Genomic DNA, 20,474 nt, shown 5'->3' with positions numbered 1-20,474 from the left:
TCGAACCTGATTGTGGTTAACAGAGGGTTACTGGCATGGGTGCGGTTTAAGAATGGTTAACAGAACTCACCATCTTTTCAAATTTCGGCCATGCTTGAGGATCGGAGAGCGTCTTGTCCCTACAGAACGCATTGCAAAAGCCCCAGATTCGTCCGTTCAGCTTTAGAAAATGCGTGACGGGTTTTCCTGAATACGGGCAAGCGGAATTGATTGATGGCCCATCAGTTGCAGGCATGGCGCTCGAAGTTTCTCCAATCGGCCAAGGTACCGAAGGGAGGTTCTGATTATACGGAAAAGGATCGTACTTTACCGTCATTCCCATCGCGCGCCACTGTCGAACCGATATATCTGCCAGCAATTGCAGGCAATATTCACGATTTTGTTCAGAAACTGGCAGATCATACCCGATGATCCGTGCCGCCACAGGTGTGTAAAACACGTCAGCTAGAGAGTAGGTTTCAAACAGAGGTCCCTGCTTCGCCCCGGAGACCGACCGAGCATGCTGCCATAGCAACTCAATGCGCTTCAGGTCTGTCAGAGTTTCAGCCGTTGGCGCAAACCCTCTCCAACAATGTAACAATTGCATCGGACATTCAGAACGCAGCGCAGCGAAACCAGCTACCATTTCCGAACACAACCAGCGGGCTGTCGCGCGGGCCGTGGCGTTTTGCGGCCAAAGATTTGCTTCAGGGTGACGTTCAGCCAGCGTCTCTGCGATCGCAAGGCTTTCACCAACAACAATACCGTCTGGCAGACGTAGGGCCGGAACAAGGCGGGCCGGTGAAACTTGTGCCATGTCCTCAGCCATCGAGCCGGAATACAAGCCGACCATGTGGGTGCGATACGGCAAACCGAACTTTTTCAGCATCAGCCAACCACGCAAGGACCAACTGGAAAACAAGCGGTCACCGATAAAGAGTTCGTAAGTCATGTACTGACGATGGCGAACGTAGTGCCAGCAGTAAATCAGAGAATTGTGCGTTACTTGATCACGGACAGTGATTGATCCGACCAACGGTCCAACTATTGGTGGATCGTGTAATTTCGGTAACGGAAAGATTATCGATCCGATGCGAAAACGCTTCCTTAGCATTAACGTTTAGGGCGCGCTGGACCTGAGTCAGAATGACCCCAAAATGCGCAACTACAATCAAGTCACGACCCACGTGCTGGTCGATCAGGTTGTCAATTACAGCATCCACTCTGGTACAGACTTCGTTCCAGCTTTCGCCATGTGGGGGGCGGACATCACCTGGGGCGTCCCAATAGGCTAAGGCCAATTCTGGATCATCGGCCTCGATCTCGGCGAAAGAGCGCATTTCCCACGCCCCAAAATTTATTTCGCGCAGGTCACGGTTATGGGGCAAACGGAACCGTTGGCCTTGAATAGCAGAAGCAGTATCGGCGGCACGTGACAGGTCGGATGAGATGACCACCGCATCCGAGGGCAAGTGCGAGTGCAGCCTGTCAATGGCGACGAGATCGCTTAGGTCAGCGGGTATGTCCGACCAACCGACCATGGCTTTGGCGTGGGTCGGGCCATGGCGGACAAGGTGCAAACGTGTCATGGTAATTGACCTTTTAGTACAACCGGCAAGCCTGCGGTGACCTGCACCACTAGATCAGCTTGTGCCGCCAGTGCGATATTCAAACGTCCCTGCATTTCGCGAAACTGCCGGGCAAGCGTGTTTTCCGGAACGATGCCGTGCCCAACCTCATTGGACACTACTACAAGTTCTGCCGGGCAATTGCGTAAAGCATCCAAAAGCGCTGTTTGTTCCATTTCAAGATCGCTTCCAGCAAGCAGGTGGTTTGTCAGCCACATCGTCGCGCAATCGACTAGTCCAATCTGGTTACTGTCCATGTCGCGAATTTTTGAGATCAGGTCGAAGGGCACTTCAATCGTGGACCATCCTTCCCCGCGTTGCGCAATATGTTGCTTAATTTTTAGGCGCATCTCTTCATCAAACACTTGTGATGTCGCAAGGTAAACGCGTTTTTTTCCTGACATGACAACAAGTTGTTCGGCAAATGAGGATTTTCCCGATGCAGCGCCACCCAGGACAAAGGTTAAATCAGGACGCACTATAATTACCTTTCTGGTGATCCACCTGGTGCTGCCCTGCGTATCGACCACAGGTCGGCAAGGCAAGCCCGGCCAGCGCCGACAAAAATGGGAGAGTTGCATGGCACTGGACAACGCAAAAGATTTTTCGATGTCCCGACAGGCGATGAAGGCCGAGTTGCTGGACGCAGAGACGGAATTGAAGTTGGCTTACGCTTGGCGGGACAATCGGGACGAACAAGCCCTTCATCGATTGATCACTGCTTATATGCGATTGGCAATTTCAATGGCGGCAAAGTTCAAACGTTACGGCGCGCCCATGAACGACCTTATTCAAGAGGCTGGTTTGGGCCTGATGAAGGCCGCCGACAAGTTTGACCCTGATCGCGGAGTTCGATTTTCCACTTATGCAGTTTGGTGGATCAAGGCCAGCATTCAGGACTACGTTATGCGAAACTGGTCAATGGTGCGCACTGGGTCTACTTCAGCGCAAAAATCGCTGTTTTTCAATATGCGCCGGGTTCAGGCACGTTTGGAGCGCGAAGCCGCAACCGAGGGCCAGAAGTTGGATCGGCATCAGCTTCATCAATTGATAGCTGCCGAAATTGGAGTGCCCTTGCGGGACGTTGAAATGATGGAAGGGCGTCTTTCCGGATCGGATTTTTCCCTGAACGCTGTTCAGTCGGTGGATGACGAAGGGAGAGAATGGATTGATGCGCTGGAAGATGACAGCGAACAGGCGGCCGACACGGTCGAGCACAGTCACGACACCGAGCAATTGCGCACTTGGTTGGTTGCCGCGATGCAAGCTTTGAACGAACGGGAACGTTTCATCGTGCGTGAACGGAAACTGCGCGAACCAGCCCGCACCTTGGAAAGTCTTGGCCATGAACTGGGTCTTTCAAAAGAGCGCGTCCGCCAGCTTGAGGCGGCGGCATTTGTGAAAATGCGCAAGAACCTTGAAGCGCAATCACGTGAGGTGCAACACTTCTTCGCATGAGACTGATTGCGATTCTCGCGTGCATTTGCACGGTTACCAGTGTAATGGTTCGGCAAGGCCATGCGCAGGAACTTTTAACTGCTGAACTGATTGCGGAAATGCAATCTGCCGATGTTGTGATTCTTGGGGAAATTCACGACAACCCTCGGCACCATCTGGTGCAAACTGAGGCCATTAAGTCCCTGTCTCCGACTGCTGTTGTTTGGGAGATGGTAACAGAAGAGGGTGCTCAGCGGCTTGCTCAAAAGGCCGCAACCAATCCCGAGGAACTGTCTCGAATGCTGAGATGGGCCGAGTCAGGTTGGCCCCCGTTAAGCATGTATTATCCAATTTTTCAGGCATCTAATGCTCCGGTTTATGGTGCTATGGTGCCGCGCGCAGCAGCCAGAGCTGCGATGGAACGGGGCGCGGCCACGGCTTTGGGTGCCGACGCGGCGCGTTACGGGTTGACGGTGCCGTTAGCGCCGGAAGACCAAGCAGCCCGCGAGGCTGATCAATTGGCTGCACATTGCGACGCTATTCCCACTGAGGATTTACCCCAGATGGTTGCGATCCAACGTCTTCGTGATGCTGTTTTGACGCGATCGATCTTACGCGCCACAGAAGAAACCGGCGGTCCTGTTGCAGTTATTACGGGTAACGGCCACGCACGGAAGGACCGTGGAATTCCAACCTTTTTGTCCCGCATGCGCCCCGGCTTGAAAGTCTTCGTGTTGGGTCAGTCCGAGGATGGCGTTGTAGACGGAGAGTTCGACGCCGTAATTGACAGCCCGGCAGTCGATCGCGAGGACCCCTGCAAAGCTTTTGAAGCACAGAATTAACTGCTGGAACTCTGGTCGAGCGTTGCCTAATGTCAGGGCCGTCCGGTACGGGAAGGGCTGATCATGCTGGCATCCAAACGTATTCTGCTGATTATAGGCGGCGGAATCGCGGCTTATAAATCGCTGGATTTAATCCGTCGGTTGAAAGAACGCGGTGCAGGCGTGATACCGGTTCTGACCCGCGCCGCAGAGGAATTTGTTACACCTTTGTCGGTTTCAGCTTTGTCCGGTGAAAAAACCTATCGCGACCTGTTCGACCTCACGGATGAGGCCGAGATGGGTCACATCCAGCTTTCAAGATCCGCAGATTTGATCGTAGTCGCGCCCACAACGGCCGACTTGATGGGAAAAATGGCATCCGGGCTGGCGAATGATCTGGCTTCGACTCTCTTGATGGCGACCGACACACGTGTTCTGTGCGCCCCAGCCATGAACGTACGAATGTGGAATCATCCGGCTACGCAACGCAATCTTAAACAGTTGCGGGAAGACGGGGTGCGATTCGTCGGGCCCAACGAAGGCGATATGGCTTGCGGGGAATTTGGGCCGGGGCGGATGTCGGAACCCTTGGAAATCGTTGCAGCGATCGAGGCGGAACTGACCGCAGGCCCTTTGAAAGGTAAGCGGATTCTAGTCACATCCGGTCCAACGCATGAGCCGATTGACCCGGTGCGCTATATCGCCAATCGATCTTCTGGGGCTCAGGGAACCGCGATTGCCCGCGCCCTATCTGCAATGGGGGCCGAAGTAATTTTTGTTACCGGTCCGGCAGATGTTCAACCTCCGGAGGGAGTTCAGGTTGTTCCCGTCGAGACTGCACAGCAGATGTCGGATGCCGTAGATAACGCTTTGCCGGTGGACGCAGGAGTTTTTACGGCGGCGGTTGCCGACTGGCGGGTCGCCGGAGTTTCAGACCGAAAGCTGAAGAAGAGTCGCGACGGCTTGCCGACATTGGAGTTTTCTGAGAACCCCGACATCCTGAAACGCGTATCTCATTTGGAGAAGAACCGCCCCTCTCTCGTTGTTGGGTTTGCCGCGGAAACAGATAACGTGGTTGAACATGCCTCAGCTAAACGTGAACGAAAGGGCTGTGACTGGATCGTTGCCAATGATGTCAGCCCAACGACCGGCATTATGGGCGGGTCCGAAAACGCGGTGACCCTGATTACGGGTCAAGGAACTGAGGAATGGCCGCGCATGAGTAAAGATTTGGTGGCAAATCGGTTGGCTCAAAAAATTGCCGATGCATTGTCGGAATGAATTGCGGAGCCAGATGTTGAAACGAAAGGTGCGCAGATGGTCGCAATTCATGTGATCCATGAGGATTGGGCTGATAGGTCCGTGGCCTTGCCCTGCTATGAATCTGCAGGCGCGGCTGGTGCGGATGTACGGGCCAATATACCTGATCGTGGCACTATCGTTTTGCAACCCGGAAATCGCGCATTGGTGCCAACAGGTCTAAGGATCGAGATACCAACGGGATTTGAGGTACAGGTTCGTCCACGATCAGGTCTCGCTCTTAAACATGGGATCACTTTGCCAAACACTCCGGGCACCATCGACAGTGATTATCGCGGACCGCTGGGTGTCATCGTTTTGAACGCAGGGCAGGAAAGGTTCGAAATAAATCACGGAGATCGCATTGCCCAACTCATAGTGGCGCCTGTAGTGCAGGCTGTTTTTGAGATCGCAGAGAACTTGGGCGAAACAGCGCGTGGGGCGGGCGGATTTGGCTCGACTGGGCGCGGCTGATGCTGCTTGTCCTGGCTTTGGCTGCGGGTTTGTGGGGCATTGGTCACTTTGTCGGTGTGTCGCGGACGGCCCGATTTGTATCCGTTTCAGTACTGCTCTTGGGAGTGATCATTGCCCAACTGTCATTACCTGACCAGCACCCGCTGCGCGAGGCTACCGGTGGCTCTGCCGCGATGTGGTTCATTCTGGTCGGATTTGCAGTTCTGATCCTGATGTACGGAAAGGTATTGAAGGTGCTTCGAAACCGCGCCGTTCCAGTTTCTACGCAACAAATCACCGCGCCGTCGGACAAGTTCAGTGAAACTGAATTGGACCGCTATGCCCGCCACATCGTCCTGCGTGAATTGGGAGGCCCGGGTCAGAAACGCTTGAAACAGTCACGCGTTCTGGTGATCGGTGCCGGCGGACTGGGCGCACCCGCGTTGCAATACCTTGCCGCAGCAGGTGTTGGTACAATCGGCGTAATTGATGACGATGTTGTTGAGAACGCCAACCTTCAAAGACAGGTGATACATCGCGACGCCGATATTGGAATGCCAAAAGTATTTTCTGCACAACAAGCGATGCTAGCGCAAAATCCTAACGTCGATGTTCTGCCATATCATCGGCGGTTGACCGAAGAGATTGCTGAGGACCTGTTTTCGGATTTTGACCTTGTCCTTGACGGCACCGATAATTTCGAAACGCGGTATTTGTCTAATCGAACTGCGGTCAGACTGGGCAAGCCCTTAATTTCGGGGGCATTGTCGCAGTGGGAAGGGCAACTGAGTGTATTTGACCCTGCTACGACCGGCCCCTGCTATCAATGTATATTCCCAGAAGCTCCGGCAGCAGGGCTAGCACCATCCTGCGCCGAGGCTGGTGTCATTGGCCCCTTGCCGGGTGTAGTAGGGTCCATGATGGCGGTGGAAGCGATTAAGGTGGTCACGGGTGCCGGGCAAGCACTACGCGGTGAGATGCTAATCTATGACGCGCTTTATGGTGAAAGCCGAAAGATCGCATTGACGCGAAGAGCAGATTGCCCGATTTGCGGCGACAAATAACCAATAATCTATTTCCGGGCCGGCTCTGGATCATTATTCCGGGCGCTCCTAGGTATACGGTCAAAGGAGACTTGCATGACCAACCCAATTCTTTCTGAGTGGAACACTCCGTTCAAGATCGCGCCATTTGCTGAAATCTCTGACGAAGATTTTGCGCCTGCGCTTGAGCAAGCCATGGGGGTTCACAACGCCCAAATTGATGCAATTGCTTCGGCGACGGAAACTCCGAATTTTGTAAACACGATTGAAGCGTTGGAAGCGGCAGGCGAACAGATGGATAAGGTCCTGTCGGTTTTCTACTCGGTCGCGGGAGCGGATAGCAATCCAAGGCGCGAAGAATTGCAACGCGAGTTCTCTCCTAAACTTTCCGAGCATTATTCGGGTATTTCGTCGAACAAAACGTTGTTTCGGCGGGTAGCAGACTTATGGAACCGTCGTGAACACCTGGATCTGACCGACGAACAGAAACGCATTCTTTTTCTGACCTACCGTGGTTTCGTGCGCGCAGGGGCAGCACTGCAAGGAGAGCAAGACACCCGGATGCAAGAAATAAAGGCCCGACTGGCCTTGTTGGGCACATCCTTTACGCAAAATCTTCTGGCGGATGAGCGGGATTGGTACATGGAGTTGAATGAGGACGATTTATTGGGCTTACCAGACTTCGTCGTAAGTTCCGCACGTTCGGCAGGGCAAGAAAAGGGTTCTGACGATCCTGTTGTGACACTTTCGCGTTCTTTGATCGTGCCATTTCTGCAGTTTTCGCCACGGCGTGACCTCCGTGAAAAAGCCTATCGCGCATGGGTTTCCCGCGGTGCAAATGGCGGTGAAACCGACAACCGAGAGATAGCGGCCGAGATACTGGGCTTGCGGCAGGAAAGGGCAAAGCTATTGGGTTACGACAGCTTTGCCGAATATAAGCTGGAAACCGAGATGGCACGGACGCCGGATCGTGTGCGTGATCTTTTGATGCAAGTCTGGGAACCAGCCAAAATGCGGGCGGATGCAGATGCTGAAACCCTGACCGCGATGATGCGGGACGATGGCGTTAATGGCCCGCTGGAAGCTTGGGATTGGCGCTACTACGCTGAAAAGCGGCGCAAGGCTGAACATGACTTGGATGAAGCTTCGCTCAAGCCGTATTTGCAGTTGAACCGAATGATCGAGGCTGCGTTTGACTGTGCCAACCGCCTGTTCGGTTTGGCATTTAAACCATTGGATGTGCCGCTTTACCACCCCGACTGCCGCGCTTGGGAGGTGACAAGGGAAGGTCGTCATATTGCGGTGTTTATAGGCGATTACTTCGCGCGCGGCTCAAAACGATCTGGTGCGTGGTGCAGCGCGATGCGTAGTCAGGCGAAATTTCCGGTGGAACAGGCGCCAATCGTTATCAATGTTTGCAACTTTGCCAAAGGTGATCCGGCGTTGCTGTCTTATGACGACGCGCGGACATTGTTTCACGAATTTGGTCATGCGCTGCACCAAATGTTGTCGAACGTGACCTACGAAAGCATCTCGGGCACCAGTGTGGCGCGTGATTTCGTGGAACTGCCCAGCCAGCTTTACGAACATTGGCTGGATGTCCCCGAGGTATTGGCGGAATTTGCGACGCATGCTGATACGGGCGAGCCGATGCCACGCGAGATGCTGGGCAAGGTGCTGAAAGCAGCCAATTTCGATCAAGGATTTCAGACCGTTGAATATGTAGCCTCAGCTTTGGTCGATCTGGCTTTTCATGAAGGGGACGCGCCTGACGATCCGATGGCGAAACAGGCTGAGCTTTTGAACGAAATAGGGATGCCAGCGGCGATCGGTATGCGCCATGCGACCCCGCATTTCGCGCATGTCTTTGCCGGCGATGGCTATAGCTCGGGTTATTACAGCTACATGTGGTCCGAGGTCATGGATGCAGACGCTTTCGCTGCATTTGAAGAAGCAGGCGGTGCCTTTGATCCTGAACGCGCCAAGGCACTGGAGGATAGCATTCTTTCGACTGGTGGTTCGCGAGAGGCGGAAGAGCTATACCTTGAGTTTCGCGGGCGCCTGCCAGGGGTGGAAGCGCTGTTAAAGGGGCGAGGATTGATCGCGGCTTGAGTGCTCAATAACCCAGGTCGCGATCTACAAGATGCAGAAACGGCTCGCCACGTTCGCCACGCCGAATATTCTCGCAGATGACTTGCGCTGCGGTTACGGGCCGGGTTTCTGATGCGATATGCGGCGTAACGGTTACGTTTGGATGTTTCCAATAGGGGTGATCCGGTGGCAAAGGTTCCGTTCGGAACACGTCGAGAGTTGCGTGGCCAACCTGACCGCTATTCAAGGCCGCCAGTAACGCGTCGTCATCGATTAGCGGGCCGCGTCCTGGATTTATGATCTTGGCTCCTTGCGGCAACAGAGCAAGCGACTGGGTGTCCAGAATATTCTCAGTTGCCGGAGTTTCAGGTAACAAAAGGACTACTATTTCGGCCTGTGAAAGTGCTTGTTTCAAGTCCTTGGTGCCGCTTAAAGATTTAATTCCCGGGATGTTTTTCTGAGTCCTGCTCCAACCCATGACCTTGAAGTTTAGCGCGGCCAGAGCGCGGGCTGCAGACTCACCCAAAGCGCCCAGACCCAATATTAAAATACGGCGCTGCGACGCGAGTGGCGGTGCTTCGGGTATCCAAGTCCCATCTTGAGACGTAATGTGCTTATCCATGCCAAGATGATATCGCAGCGCGTGTCCCACGACCCATTCAGTCATACCTTCGGTCAGCCCATGATCCACCATCCGAGCCAGCGGTACGTTCAACGTTTCGTTGTCCGTTATACTTTCGACCCCGGCCCATAAGCTGAGAACTGCTTTTAACCGGCCAAAGGGCCTGAAATCAGATAGGCCGCCGTTGGGAGCGTAGACTACGTAGTCGACTTTTTCAGGTGGTATCTCTGTCGCCAGATCGAAGTCCAGGCCCGCGTCCAACAGACCTTTGGAAAGAAGTGGCCGGTATTCGGGCCACAGTTCGGCACGCGCGGAAAACAGGACTTTCACGGTCATGCTGGACCTTTCGAATTAACGGGGACGGTGAATATGAGCGCTTTGGACAATACCAAACGCCGCCATCAAGACCAGCATGGCGGAGCCACCATAACTGACCATTGGTAGTGGGACACCCACAACCGGTGCCAAACCCATGACCATGGACATATTGACCGCAAAGAACAGGAAGAAATTCAATGAAATACCCAATGTTACCAGCGACGAGAACCGGTCCTTCGTCGACAGCGCAGTGACCATGCAGAACACCAGAATCAGGCCGTAAAGTATCAGCAAGGTGATACCCCCGACGAAACCGAACTCTTCGGCCAATGTGGTGAAAATGAAATCGGTGTGTTTTTCAGGCAAGAAATTCAGGCGCGATTGTGTGCCCTGCATGAACCCACGCCCGTTCCAGCCGCCGGATCCCAAAGCGATTTTGGATTGCGTAATGTGATAACCCGCGCCCAACGGATCGGTAGACGGATCCAAAAATGTATCGATGCGGCGGAACTGATAATCTTTTAATAATTGCCAATCTGTTCCGCGGCTTTTGAATACTGTAGTCACCAATCCGACGCCTGCAGCGATAACAGCAGCGAAATAAGCCCAGTGAACCCCTGCCAGAAACATTAGCCCACCACCTGCGGCCAACAGCAGGATGGACGTTCCAAGGTCAGGCTGCCGCAGAACCATCAAAGTTGGAATAAGGATCAAAATTACCGGAAGAATGACCCAAAGTGGCTTTGAAGTTTTGTGCGCGGGTAGCCAGTCGTAATAAGCCGCCAACAGCATGACAAGTGTCACCTTCATCAGTTCCGAAGGCTGCAACCGCATGAAACCCAAATCAATCCACCGTTGGGCGCCCATTCCGACGGCGCCGACCAATTCGACAAGTATCAGCAATCCGATCGAACTCAGATAGGCCACTGCGGACATGTTGCGCCAAAACCAGATAGGAACGACGGCTATTATAAACATAACCACCAATCCCAGGCCGAACCTTTCCATTTGTGGTTCGGCCCACGGTGTCCATGACCCGCCCGCCACAGAGAATAGCATCAAAAAACCAGCGCATGCCACGCTTACCAGCAACAGGGTAAGTGGCCAGTTCATATACAGAACCTTGCGAACTCCAGATGGTGTGGATTTGACTGCGTATTCGAGATAGCTCATGCGCGGTCCTTCTCACCTGGACGCGCTCTGGGACGACGATCGCCTTCCAACAGTTTTTGCTGTTCTTTGATGCGTTCGCGATCAGCCGATGGATAGGCTTCGAGTGGGGGCGTGCCGTTGTAAAGCGCCTGCAACATAATATCGCGAGCGACCGGCGCGGCTGCTTTGGATCCACCTCCTCCGTGTTCTACCACAACGGCCACCGCATATTTCGGGTTATCGTAAGGCGCAAAGCTGACGAACAAAGCGTGGTCGCGGCGTTCCCAAGGCAGGTCTTCGTTACGTATTACGCCGGCTGCGCGCTCCGCCTTGGTAATGTTTCGTACCTGACTGGTGCCTGTCTTTCCAGCCATGCGAAAGTCTTCCGCAATGATGCGGCTACGGTAGGCGGTGCCACGGCGGTCATTCGAGACCGAGAACATTGCCTTGCGAACCTGTTCAAGATTGTTGCGGTTCACAGCTAATGGTTCACCGGCACCCGAAGGTTGTTCAATTCCATTGGCTGACCGCACCAGCCGTGGTGTCACCGAGCGACCCGTAGCAAGCCGAGCCGTCATAACAGCCAATTGGAGTGGTGAAGCAAGCATGAAACCCTGACCGATCGACGCGTTGGCTGTGTCACCGACCAACCAGTCTTCGCCATGCACACGCTGTTTCCATTCCTGGTTTGGAGCCAATCCAGCGGCAACGGCGGACATTGGAATATCGTGCTTTACACCCAGCCCGAATGTGCGTGCCATATCTGAAATTTTGTCGATCCCGACACGCAAGGCAACGTCATAATAATAAACGTCGCAGCTACGTTTGAGAGACAACCCCAAATCGACTGTGCCATGGCCGCCGCGTTTCCAGCAGTGAAATCGTCGGCTTCCGACTTTTAGGTGACCTGGACAATAAACGGTACTGGACGGACTGATTACACCCGCCTCCAACGCAGCCATTGCGGTTATCATTTTGAAGGTCGAGCCGGGTGGGTATGTGCCTTGAACTGTTTTGTTGGCCAGCGGGCGATAATTGTCTTGTGTTAGGGCTCGGTAATCGGCAACCGATATACCCCTGACAAAGAGGTTGGGATCGAAGCTTGGCGCCGAACTAATGGCGCGGATGTCACCGTTTTCACAATCAATCACAACCGCAGCGGCGCTTTCACCGGCTAAACGGGCTTGCGCGTATTGCTGCAGGTCTGCATCGACCGACAACTGAAGGTCAGCGCCAGCTTCGCCTTCCTGTCGATCCAGTTCACGCATGACGCGACCGGTCGCGTTAACCTCAACACGCTTGGCGCCAGCCTTGCCCCGCAGCTTGATTTCCTGTTTGGCCTCAAGGCCGACCTTGCCGATTTGGAACCGCGGAATACGCAGCACGGGTTCTGGGTCTTCGATCTGACTCAGGTCATAATCACTTACAGGGCCGACATACCCCACCACATGGGCAAAATCCTCATAACGAGGGTATTGGCGGGTCATTCCGACTTCAGGTGTCACGCCGGGCAGAGCAGGAGCGTTAACGGCGACTTTCGAAATGTCTTCCCACGTCACCTGATCAGCCAATGTTACGGGCAGAAACGGGGCCGAGCGACGCATCTCTGATTTTGCACGTTCGATTTCATCTTGAGTCAGCGAAATAAGTTCAGAGAGTTTCGCGATAACTTGGTCAATGTCTCCCGCGTCTTCACGAACGATCACTATCCGGTACGATGGCGAGTTCTGGCCAATGATTTGGCCGTTTCTGTCGTAGATGCGACCGCGTGACGGTGGAATTAGCCTGATATTGACCCGGTTTTCCTCGGCCAGCAGCCGGTATTCATCTGCTTGGTCGACCTGCATGAACCGCATACGCGCGGCCAGACCGCCGATGAAGACCGCCTGCATTCCCCCCAATATCAGCGCCCTGCGGGGCAAACGTTTATAGGCTGGGCCAGGTGCTTTTTGCTTAGGTTGCTTCATGCGCGTGCTCCGGCCGTGGTATTGTCTGTAACGGATGCGCGCGTTACACCGAAGGCCACTTGGCTAAGCAGCACAATTGCTGGGTAGATCGATATCGTCACGATTGCCTGAATTGCGATTGACCCCATACCTGCCTGTTGAACGGAAAGTATTCCCAAAATCAGGCCGTTCGCGACAAAAATCACAGTTATCACCGCCGCAACCGAAGTCCATTCAGCTGCAAAACCGGCATCGCGGAATCCGGGCGCAGCAGACCTTAGGTACGCGGCACCAAGAACGACCAATGCCGCCATTAACCCTGGAGGGCGTTGCAGCAACAGGTCCGCCAACAACATTATCGCGGCGATGCTGATCATGGGAACATATTCAGGTCGACGCAGTAACCACGCGTAAGTCAGAACAATTAGAATGTCGGGAAACGGCCAGCGGTCGGGTTTTGTATCCAATGGCAACAGGTGAAGAAACAGGACCAGAAAAGAAAGCAAGACATAAAGGCAACGTTTTAGCCAGAGTTTAGAGGCAGCATTATCCATCGCCTGCCTCCTGCGTTGACAAGGCTGCCTCGGGCTGTTTCGGGCCGACGAGCCCACCTGGATCTCGGATGACAGGTGAGGGTTGAAAGCGCAGCACGCGTAAAAATTCGAGTCGTTCGAAATCCGCAGACAATCGGACGCGTAACCTGCCGCCCGGATCAATTGCTATTTGCCCGATCAAAAGACCACCTGGAAACACTCCGCCGTCACCGGAAGTAACGACACGATCACCTGGTCGAACAAGTTCGCGATTCTCCAGGAATTCCACCGCAGGACTTGCGGTATTGTCACCGATAATCAACGCTGTCTGGCCCGAGGGCTGAATAGTTGCAGGGATTGCGCTTGAGGCATCGGTCAACAAAATGACCCTAGCCGTGTCCGCCCCCACGCCCGAAATGCGCCCAACCACACCAATACCATCCATGGTCGCCCAGCCATCCAGTATTCCGTCTCGTTCACCAACGTTCAACAAAACCGATTGCCGAAAAGGGGAGCCACTGTCAGCCATGACAACCCCCGTGATGTATGTAAGCCGAGCATCCAGCCGCACATTGTTCAAGTCCAACAAGCGGGCGTTTTCCTGCTCTAACTGCAGTGCCGCCTCTTTCCAGGCTCGCATTCGGCGCAGCTCGCTGCGCAGTTCCTGGTTTTGCTCACTTAAGCGTTGATAGCTTTGAAAGTCCCGAGCCAGATTGACAGCGGCGGTAACAGGGACCATGGCCCATTCCATCGACGGAACCACCGTATCCACCACTTGCGCCCTGAAACGCTCCACTCGCGGGCTGTCGATGCGCCAGACAACAAAGATACCTAACAGGCACAAAACTAAAAGCCCCAGCAGCAGTCTGCGCAGAGGGGTTGTGTATTCGTCGCGCTGTGATCGGTCTTTTGCCACAGGACTCCTTCCCGTGCTGCTCGCGTCCGAAAATGTACCCTCGGATCAGAGGGTGCGCGCCTTAGCTTTCGTAGTCAATCGCGTGGCGCAGCTGTTTTTCGTATTCTAAGGCCTTACCGGTGCCCAAGGCTACACAATTCAGGCTTTCATCTGCGATCGATACAGCCAGACCAGTCTGTTCTCGAAGCGCCAAATCCAGATCGCCAAGCAAAGCCCCGCCACCTGTCAGCATTACGCCGCGGTCCACAATATCCGCAGCCAGATCGGGCGGTGTGGTTTCCAAGGCGGTCATTACCGCTTCGCAAATCTGCTGGACCGGTTCTGATAACGCTTCGGCAACTTGTGCTTGGCTGATTTCGATTTCCTTCGGCACACCGTTCAACAGGTCGCGGCCCCTGATATGCATCGACTGACCGCGACCGTCATCCGGCATACGGGCCGTGCCGATTGTGGTCTTTATCCGTTCGGCAGTGGATTCGCCGACCAACAGGTTCTGTTGCCGTCGTAAGTACGAGATAATAGCCTCGTCCATTCGGTCGCCACCAACGCGCACCGAACGGGCGTAGACGATATCACCCAATGAAAGAACGGCTACTTCGGTCGTTCCGCCGCCAATGTCGACAACCATGTTGCCAGTTGGATCTGTAATGGGCATGCCTGCACCAATCGCAGCCGCAATTGGCTCGGCGATCAGGCCCGCGCGACGCGCGCCTGCGGATAAAACAGACTGGCGGATGGCGCGTTTTTCAACCGGAGTGGCACCGTGCGGGACGCAGACGATGATTTTTGGTTTAGAAAAAGTCGAGCGTTTATGCACCTTGCGAATGAAGTGCTTGATCATCTCTTCAGCAGTGTCGAAGTCTGCGATCACGCCTTCGCGCATCGGGCGGATTGCCTCGATCGAGCCCGGTGTCCTTCCCAGCATAAGCTTGGCGTCTTCACCGACCGCCAGAACCTTTTTCACGCCATCCTTTACGTGATACGCAACAACGGAAGGTTCAGACAGGATCACACCGCGCCCCTTGACATAAACCAGCGTGTTCGCTGTACCGAGGTCGATAGCCATGTCCGCTGTGAACAGGCCGCCCAGATTGCCAAAGATGCCCATAATTCCCTGATCCCGTTTGTCAGAATTTCCACTGCCCGCGACTCGACGGTTCCGGGACGGATGCCTTATAGGGTGCCAACTCGTCCGGTAAAAGGGCCGATTCCGCGACAATCAGCACCTTTCCGCCTTAATGGTAGGGACTTTAGAAGGCAAAATGCTCTCATATCAACACATTTACCACGCAGGTAACCTTGCAGACGTACATAAGCACGCGATTGTGGCACAAACGCTGGCTTATCTTACGCAAAAGGACAAACCATTAACCTATGTCGAGACCCATTCAGGGCGTGGGCTTTATCAGTTGGATTCGATTGAGGCAATTCGCACAGGCGAGGCAGTAGCGGGGATAGAGCGGGTGATGCAAGAAGGGTGGTTCGACGCCGATCACCCGCTGAACCAGGCGATAACGTTGGTCAAATCCCGGTTTGGCAAGACCGCATACCCGGGGTCGCCGATGATAGCGGCAAGTTTGTTGCGCCCTCAAGATAGTCTGCATCTGGCAGAGCTTCATCCGCAGGAATACCGTGCGCTTTCTGATGCAATGGCTGCAACAAATGCAAAAACTTACCACCAGGACGGTTTTGAGCTTGCTCAGTCATTGCTGCCACCTACACCGCGGCGAGGCGTGTTGTTGATAGATCCAAGCTACGAGATCAAGGCCGACTATGATCGGCTACCGAAAATCATCTCGTCGTTGCACCGTAAGTGGAACGTTGGGGTGATCGCAGTGTGGTATCCAATCTTGGGTAACCAACGTCACTGGGCGATGCGGGAAGCTTTAGGAAAGTTGAGGTTACCCAAGGTCCTGCAACATGAAGTTCGCTTTCCCGTGGCCCGAAAAAATCATGGGATGATCGGATCGGGTATGTTTCTGGTCAATGCGCCATTTGGGTTGAACGAAACCACTAATGAACTGGACAGCTTGTTTGGACGGCTTTCATCCTGAGCTTTTGTTACAATCTTTGCCTCTGTTTAGCTTCATGCTGCTCAAAATCAGCCCGGCGACTAAGGGAAGACAGGGGCGGTCTCAGGCAGGCCGCCCCTTTTTGTATTTATGACAAATCCTTGTACGAGATTTCGCGCGCGTCAGCGCCAGGCCCCGCCTTTTCCCTCCTAACAATAAGTCGGTTCAAAGCGTGAATGTAAGCCTTGGCTGATGCCACGACAGTGTCGGTATTGGCTGACTGCCCGGTTGCAATCATCCCGTCCTCTTCCAGCCGAACCGATACTGTGGCCTGAGCGTCGGTTCCTTCGGTAACTGCATGAACTTGGTAAAGTTGCAGATGAGCGGTGTTTGGATGAACCCTTCGTATTGCCCGGAAAGCGGCGTCCACCGGACCGTCGCCAGTTTCGGTTGCTATGACCTCTTGCCCGTCTACGTCCATCTCGATGGTTGCCTCGGCCTTGCCGACCGTTCCGCATGTGACCTTCATCGATACTAACTGCAAGTTATCGTTGCCGTCGTCATCGTCCAGCGACATCAATGCGATAAGGTCGTCGTCAAACACTTCTTTCTTGCGGTCAGCTAACTCCTTGAACCTTACAAAGATGTCTTTCAGTTGGTTGTCGCCAACCTCGTATCCCAAAGTGCTCAGCTTTTCGCGCAGTGCCGCGCGGCCCGAGTGTTTGCCCAACGGCAGCGATGTGCCCGACAAACCGACATCCTCTGGCCGCATGATTTCGAAGTTTTCGCGGTTCTTAAGCATCCCGTCTTGATGGATCCCGCTTTCGTGGGCAAAGGCATTCTTTCCGACGATTGCCTTGTTGAACTGCACGTTAAATCCGGAAACGGTCGCTACCCGACGCGAAATGTGCATGATCTTGGTTGTATCGATCCCGGTTCGCCAAGGCATGATGTCGTTTCGCGTACGAAGGGCCATTACGACCTCTTCCAGAGCGGTATTACCTGCGCGTTCGCCTAACCCGTTGATCGTACATTCGATCTGGCGGGCACCGCCTGCAACAGCAGCCAGCGAGTTTGCGGTCGCCATTCCGAGATCATTGTGACAGTGGGTCGCGAATATGACTTCATCTGCACCTGGGACGGTTTCGATCAGCCGTTTGATCAGGTCAGCGGATTCCACAGGTGCCGTATACCCCACGGTGTCGGGAATATTGATCGTAGTTGCGCCAGCTTTGATCGCAATTTCGATGACACGGCAAAGGTAATCCCATTCGGTTCGCGTTGCATCCATCGGAGACCACTGAACGTTTTCGCAAAGATTGCGAGCGTGGCTAACAGTCTCGTGAATCTTTTCCGCCATCTCGTCCTGTGTCAGGTTTGGAATAGCCCGATGGAGAGGAGATGTTCCGATAAAGGTGTGGATGCGGTTTTGTTCTGCATGCTTCACAGCTTCCCAGCATCGATCGATATCGGCAAAGTTAGCTCGTGCCAGGCCGCAAATGCGGCTGTTTTTGGATCGCTGTGCAATTTCCGTAACGGCTTTGAAATCACCTTCCGAGGCAATTGGGAAACCGGCTTCGATGATGTCGACGCCCATCTCGTCCAGCAGTTCGGCAATTTCGAGCTTTTCGTCATGCGTCATTGTAGCACCTGGGCTTTGTTCGCCATCGCGCAAAGTGGTGTCAAAGATCAAGACGCGGTCTTGGTCGGTCACGTTGGTCATTGGGGTCACTTTCTGTTCTGTCCTAAATCCGATGGCGCGCTGCCGTCCTCCTCTGAGCGGGCGCGCCGGATGGCACGCTCAGAGGCGGATTAGGATCAGTAGGCCGAGCAGAGACACGCCGCTTGAAGCGGCGTTTGCACAATGGATATCTGCACGGTTGATCATAGTGCGTAGGTTATACAGTTCGAATAAGGAATGAAAAGCAGGAATTTTGTTTGTGTGGCAAAGGATGAGCCATTTGGCCAGTACATGTTGATCGTTGGATAAACACCGCTAGCTGTACCGTCATGGAAAAAGCTTTGATAATAGGCGCAAGTGGCGGCATAGGTGGAGCATTACGCAATGAGCTAGAGGCGCGCGGCGCGAAGGTAATCGGCCTTTCCCGATCGTCCGATGATCTGGACTTTATGGACCCCGCGGCGGCAGAGAGAAAACTTTCGCAATTGGAGGACAATTTTGACCTGATCTTTGTCACGACCGGAGCGCTTGAGATTGATGGCGCTGCGCCCGAAAAAACCATTCGTTCGCTTTCGGCCCAGGAAATGATGAACCAGTTCGCTCTAAATGCGGTTGGCCCGGCGCTTGTTTTGAAGCAGGCCGGCCGATTATTGGCCCGCGATCGTCGCGCGGTATTCGGCGTCCTTTCGGCTCGAGTCGGATCCATCGGAGACAACCGTTTGGGCGGTTGGGTCAGCTATCGGGCTGCCAAAGCCGCAGTTAACCAGATCGTGCACACTGCGGCCATTGAACTTGCCCGGTCACACAAACAGGCAATCTGTGTTGCGCTGCACCCCGGAACTGTAAAAACAACATTCACTGAAAAGTATCTTGCCCGCCACCCGGCAGTTACGCCCGAACAAGCAGCGCAAAACTTGCTGGCGGTGATTGATCATTTGTCCGCTGCGGAAACGGGCGGTTTTTTTGACTGGGCTGGTAAACCCATCCCTTGGTAGCGCTGGCACTAGCCGTCACTTGTCTCCGCGTCTTCAACTTGTTCGACGGGGGTTGGACTTTGTTCAGGGTCGGTTGAAGGAGAGGGGGCCTGAGCGTCTGTGCCGTTTTCCAGCACTCCGTCATTCCAAACCCCTGTCTCAACCTGGCCGTTTGCATACTGCATCGTCCCGGTTCCCTGGCGCTTTGCATCTATAAAATTGCCTTCGTAGACGTCACCGTTAGAATAAGTTGCTTTGCCTTTTCCGGTAATTTTTCCCTCATTCCATTCTCCGGTATATATGAAACCGTTAGACATTGTGATTTCGCCTTGACCGTGACGCTGTCCATTTACGAATTCTCCGGTATAAACCGTGCCGTCTGAGTAGGTTGCTGTACCATCTCCCTGCCGAACGCCATCGACCCATTCGCCATCGTAACGGTACCCATCTGCGAAAGTCAGAACTCCAGAACCGTGGTTTCGCCCGTTTTTGAACTGGCCAGAGTAAACAACTCCGCTGGGATAAGTCGCTTTACCAGTGCCTTCGAAAACTCCGGCAATCCAGTCGCCATCATAAACGGTGCCATCTGGATATGTCTGAACGCCCTTTCCATGGGGCAGGTCGGCGCTGAAATCTCCGATGTACACCGCGCCGTCCGGATATTTCAGTTCGCCAAAACCTTCGATTTGACCATCGGCCCATTCGCCGTTGTAATCGAAGCCGTCAGTTCCCAAAAAGCGCCCATTGCCGTGGCGGCGATCATCCGAGTATTGGCCCTGGTATGTTGCACCGTTGGCATATGTTGCTTTCCCGTTCCCATGACGGCGCCCATTGAGAAGCTCGCCCTCGTAGATGTCCCCATTAGCCTGAGTTAGCCGTCCAGTTCCTGTGATCTGATCCTCGGTCCAGGTTCCATCGTAAATCATACCGTCCGGCATAGTCAGAATGCCCTGCCCGTGACGCTTTCCTGCATTGATATCGCCGGTGTAAGTGCCGCCACCTTCGTAATCGATTTGGCCTTTGCCCTGCTTCACACCGTCGACCCAATCGCCGTCGTACTTGTATCCGGTTGATGACGTGATAACGCCTTTGCCATGATGGCGGGCGTCCTTGAAGCCGCCTTCATAACGCATCCCGTTCGCGTACTGCGCCACTCCGGTTCCGTTGATGGCGCCGCCAGACCATTCACCTTCATATGTGCCGCCGTCATTGAAGATAATTTTGCCAATGCCGTCGGGTTTGCCCTTTACAAAGCTGCCTTCATAAACCGAACCGTTGGCATATCGGGCTGTTCCTTGCCCTTGAATTTCACCTTCGACCCATTCGCCTGAATACTCGAAACCATCTGGCAGACGATACGTGCCCGTTCCATGACGGAGACCGTTTTCGAACGTGCCTTCGTACACTCCACCGACTTCGTCATCGGCTATGACGACTTCACCGCTTTGCTGTGCGCTAGCTGACTGAGCAGCAATAACAAGGGTTGCAACAGCAATGAATGCACGGATCACGTTCATGGTTTTTCCTGCCTACCGAGTGTCTGGCGTTTAGGTATGTTGCCGCAAAACT

At 54.0% G+C, this 20,474-nt stretch carries 19 protein-coding genes; 8 read left to right on the top strand and 11 right to left on the bottom strand.

Annotated features, from left to right (window positions below; genetic code table 11):
• Window positions 1–46 precede the first annotated feature (46 nt).
• From AC2FNV_RS10280 to cobU, 3 genes are read right to left on the bottom strand one after another with little or no spacing between them, the layout of a single operon-like run.
• Window positions 47–931, bottom strand: coding sequence for a glutathione S-transferase (locus AC2FNV_RS10280; RefSeq protein ID WP_170606070.1), 885 nt, complete (start codon window positions 929–931; stop codon window positions 47–49).
• Between the two features lie 58 nt (window positions 932–989).
• Window positions 990–1,568 (bottom strand): histidine phosphatase family protein, encoded by a 579-nt coding sequence (locus AC2FNV_RS10275; RefSeq protein ID WP_170606072.1) that lies wholly within the window; start codon window positions 1,566–1,568, stop codon window positions 990–992.
• Entirely contained in the window at window positions 1,565–2,086 is a 522-nt protein-coding gene (gene cobU, locus AC2FNV_RS10270) for a bifunctional adenosylcobinamide kinase/adenosylcobinamide-phosphate guanylyltransferase (RefSeq protein WP_170606074.1), read from the bottom strand. Before cobU ends, AC2FNV_RS10275 begins: the two co-directional genes overlap by 4 nt.
• 100 nt (window positions 2,087–2,186) lie before the next feature.
• Here cobU and AC2FNV_RS10265 point away from each other — a divergent pair, with 100 nt between their 5' ends.
• The 6 genes from AC2FNV_RS10265 (at window position 2,187) to AC2FNV_RS10240 (ending at window position 8,772) form a co-directional block, all read left to right on the top strand.
• On the top strand, window positions 2,187–3,065 hold the full coding sequence (locus AC2FNV_RS10265; RefSeq protein ID WP_170475084.1) for an RNA polymerase factor sigma-32: 879 nt from the start codon (window positions 2,187–2,189) through the stop codon (window positions 3,063–3,065).
• A gap of 44 nt (window positions 3,066–3,109) precedes the next feature.
• A complete protein-coding gene (locus tag AC2FNV_RS10260; protein WP_437436822.1) occupies window positions 3,110–3,886 on the top strand; it encodes a ChaN family lipoprotein in 777 nt (258 codons plus the stop codon).
• A gap of 63 nt (window positions 3,887–3,949) precedes the next feature.
• Entirely contained in the window at window positions 3,950–5,146 is a 1,197-nt protein-coding gene (gene coaBC, locus AC2FNV_RS10255; RefSeq protein WP_174823194.1) for a bifunctional phosphopantothenoylcysteine decarboxylase/phosphopantothenate--cysteine ligase CoaBC, read from the top strand.
• A 36-nt stretch (window positions 5,147–5,182) separates the two neighbouring features.
• Window positions 5,183–5,638 (top strand): dUTP diphosphatase, encoded by a 456-nt coding sequence (gene dut / locus AC2FNV_RS10250; RefSeq protein WP_170475090.1) that lies wholly within the window; start codon window positions 5,183–5,185, stop codon window positions 5,636–5,638.
• A complete protein-coding gene (locus AC2FNV_RS10245) occupies window positions 5,638–6,681 on the top strand; it encodes a HesA/MoeB/ThiF family protein (RefSeq protein ID WP_170606078.1) in 1,044 nt (347 codons plus the stop codon). Before dut ends, AC2FNV_RS10245 begins: the two co-directional genes overlap by 1 nt.
• A 75-nt stretch (window positions 6,682–6,756) precedes the next feature.
• Entirely contained in the window at window positions 6,757–8,772 is a 2,016-nt protein-coding gene (locus AC2FNV_RS10240) for a M3 family metallopeptidase (protein WP_170606080.1), read from the top strand.
• A 4-nt stretch (window positions 8,773–8,776) separates the two neighbouring features.
• On the opposite strand, the gene AC2FNV_RS10235 is transcribed toward AC2FNV_RS10240, so the two are convergent.
• The 6 genes from AC2FNV_RS10235 to AC2FNV_RS10210 form a co-directional block, all read right to left on the bottom strand.
• Entirely contained in the window at window positions 8,777–9,709 is a 933-nt protein-coding gene (locus AC2FNV_RS10235; protein ID WP_170606082.1) for a 2-hydroxyacid dehydrogenase, read from the bottom strand.
• Between the two features lie 15 nt (window positions 9,710–9,724).
• The gene (rodA, locus tag AC2FNV_RS10230; RefSeq protein ID WP_170606084.1) at window positions 9,725–10,864 is read right to left on the bottom strand and encodes a rod shape-determining protein RodA; all 1,140 of its coding nucleotides are present in this window, start codon (window positions 10,862–10,864) and stop codon (window positions 9,725–9,727) included.
• Window positions 10,861–12,810 (bottom strand): penicillin-binding protein 2, encoded by a 1,950-nt coding sequence (mrdA, locus tag AC2FNV_RS10225; RefSeq protein WP_170606086.1) that lies wholly within the window; start codon window positions 12,808–12,810, stop codon window positions 10,861–10,863. The genes rodA and mrdA overlap by 4 nt, the downstream gene beginning before the upstream one ends.
• On the bottom strand, window positions 12,807–13,343 hold the full coding sequence (locus tag AC2FNV_RS10220) for a rod shape-determining protein MreD (RefSeq protein ID WP_170475108.1): 537 nt from the start codon (window positions 13,341–13,343) through the stop codon (window positions 12,807–12,809). Before AC2FNV_RS10220 ends, mrdA begins: the two co-directional genes overlap by 4 nt.
• Window positions 13,336–14,238 carry a rod shape-determining protein MreC gene (gene mreC, locus AC2FNV_RS10215; RefSeq protein WP_170475111.1) on the bottom strand — a complete coding sequence of 301 codons (903 nt, stop codon included), beginning with the start codon at window positions 14,236–14,238 and terminating at the stop codon, window positions 13,336–13,338. The genes AC2FNV_RS10220 and mreC overlap by 8 nt, the downstream gene beginning before the upstream one ends.
• Before the next feature lie 61 nt (window positions 14,239–14,299).
• Entirely contained in the window at window positions 14,300–15,346 is a 1,047-nt protein-coding gene (locus tag AC2FNV_RS10210; protein ID WP_039523195.1) for a rod shape-determining protein, read from the bottom strand.
• 154 nt (window positions 15,347–15,500) lie between these two features.
• Here AC2FNV_RS10210 and AC2FNV_RS10205 point away from each other — a divergent pair, with 154 nt between their 5' ends.
• A complete protein-coding gene (locus tag AC2FNV_RS10205) occupies window positions 15,501–16,292 on the top strand; it encodes a 23S rRNA (adenine(2030)-N(6))-methyltransferase RlmJ (protein WP_170606088.1) in 792 nt (263 codons plus the stop codon).
• Window positions 16,293–16,398: 106 nt separating this feature from the next.
• Here the strand turns inward: AC2FNV_RS10205 and AC2FNV_RS10200 are convergent, their stop codons facing one another.
• Window positions 16,399–17,973 carry a 2-isopropylmalate synthase gene (locus AC2FNV_RS10200; protein WP_170606090.1) on the bottom strand — a complete coding sequence of 525 codons (1,575 nt, stop codon included), beginning with the start codon at window positions 17,971–17,973 and terminating at the stop codon, window positions 16,399–16,401.
• A gap of 287 nt (window positions 17,974–18,260) precedes the next feature.
• On the opposite strand from AC2FNV_RS10200, the gene AC2FNV_RS10195 reads away from it, so the two are divergent.
• Window positions 18,261–18,926 carry an SDR family NAD(P)-dependent oxidoreductase gene (locus AC2FNV_RS10195; RefSeq protein WP_170606092.1) on the top strand — a complete coding sequence of 222 codons (666 nt, stop codon included), beginning with the start codon at window positions 18,261–18,263 and terminating at the stop codon, window positions 18,924–18,926.
• Between the two features lie 8 nt (window positions 18,927–18,934).
• Here the strand turns inward: AC2FNV_RS10195 and AC2FNV_RS10190 are convergent, their stop codons facing one another.
• Entirely contained in the window at window positions 18,935–20,422 is a 1,488-nt protein-coding gene (locus AC2FNV_RS10190) for an MORN repeat-containing protein (protein ID WP_170606094.1), read from the bottom strand.
• Window positions 20,423–20,474 lie beyond the last annotated feature (52 nt).

It is taken from the genome of Ruegeria sp. BHSA163 (assembly GCF_059613365.1).
Note: the sequence above shows the minus strand (reverse complement) of the source record. Positions and strands in the feature narration are given on the sequence as shown.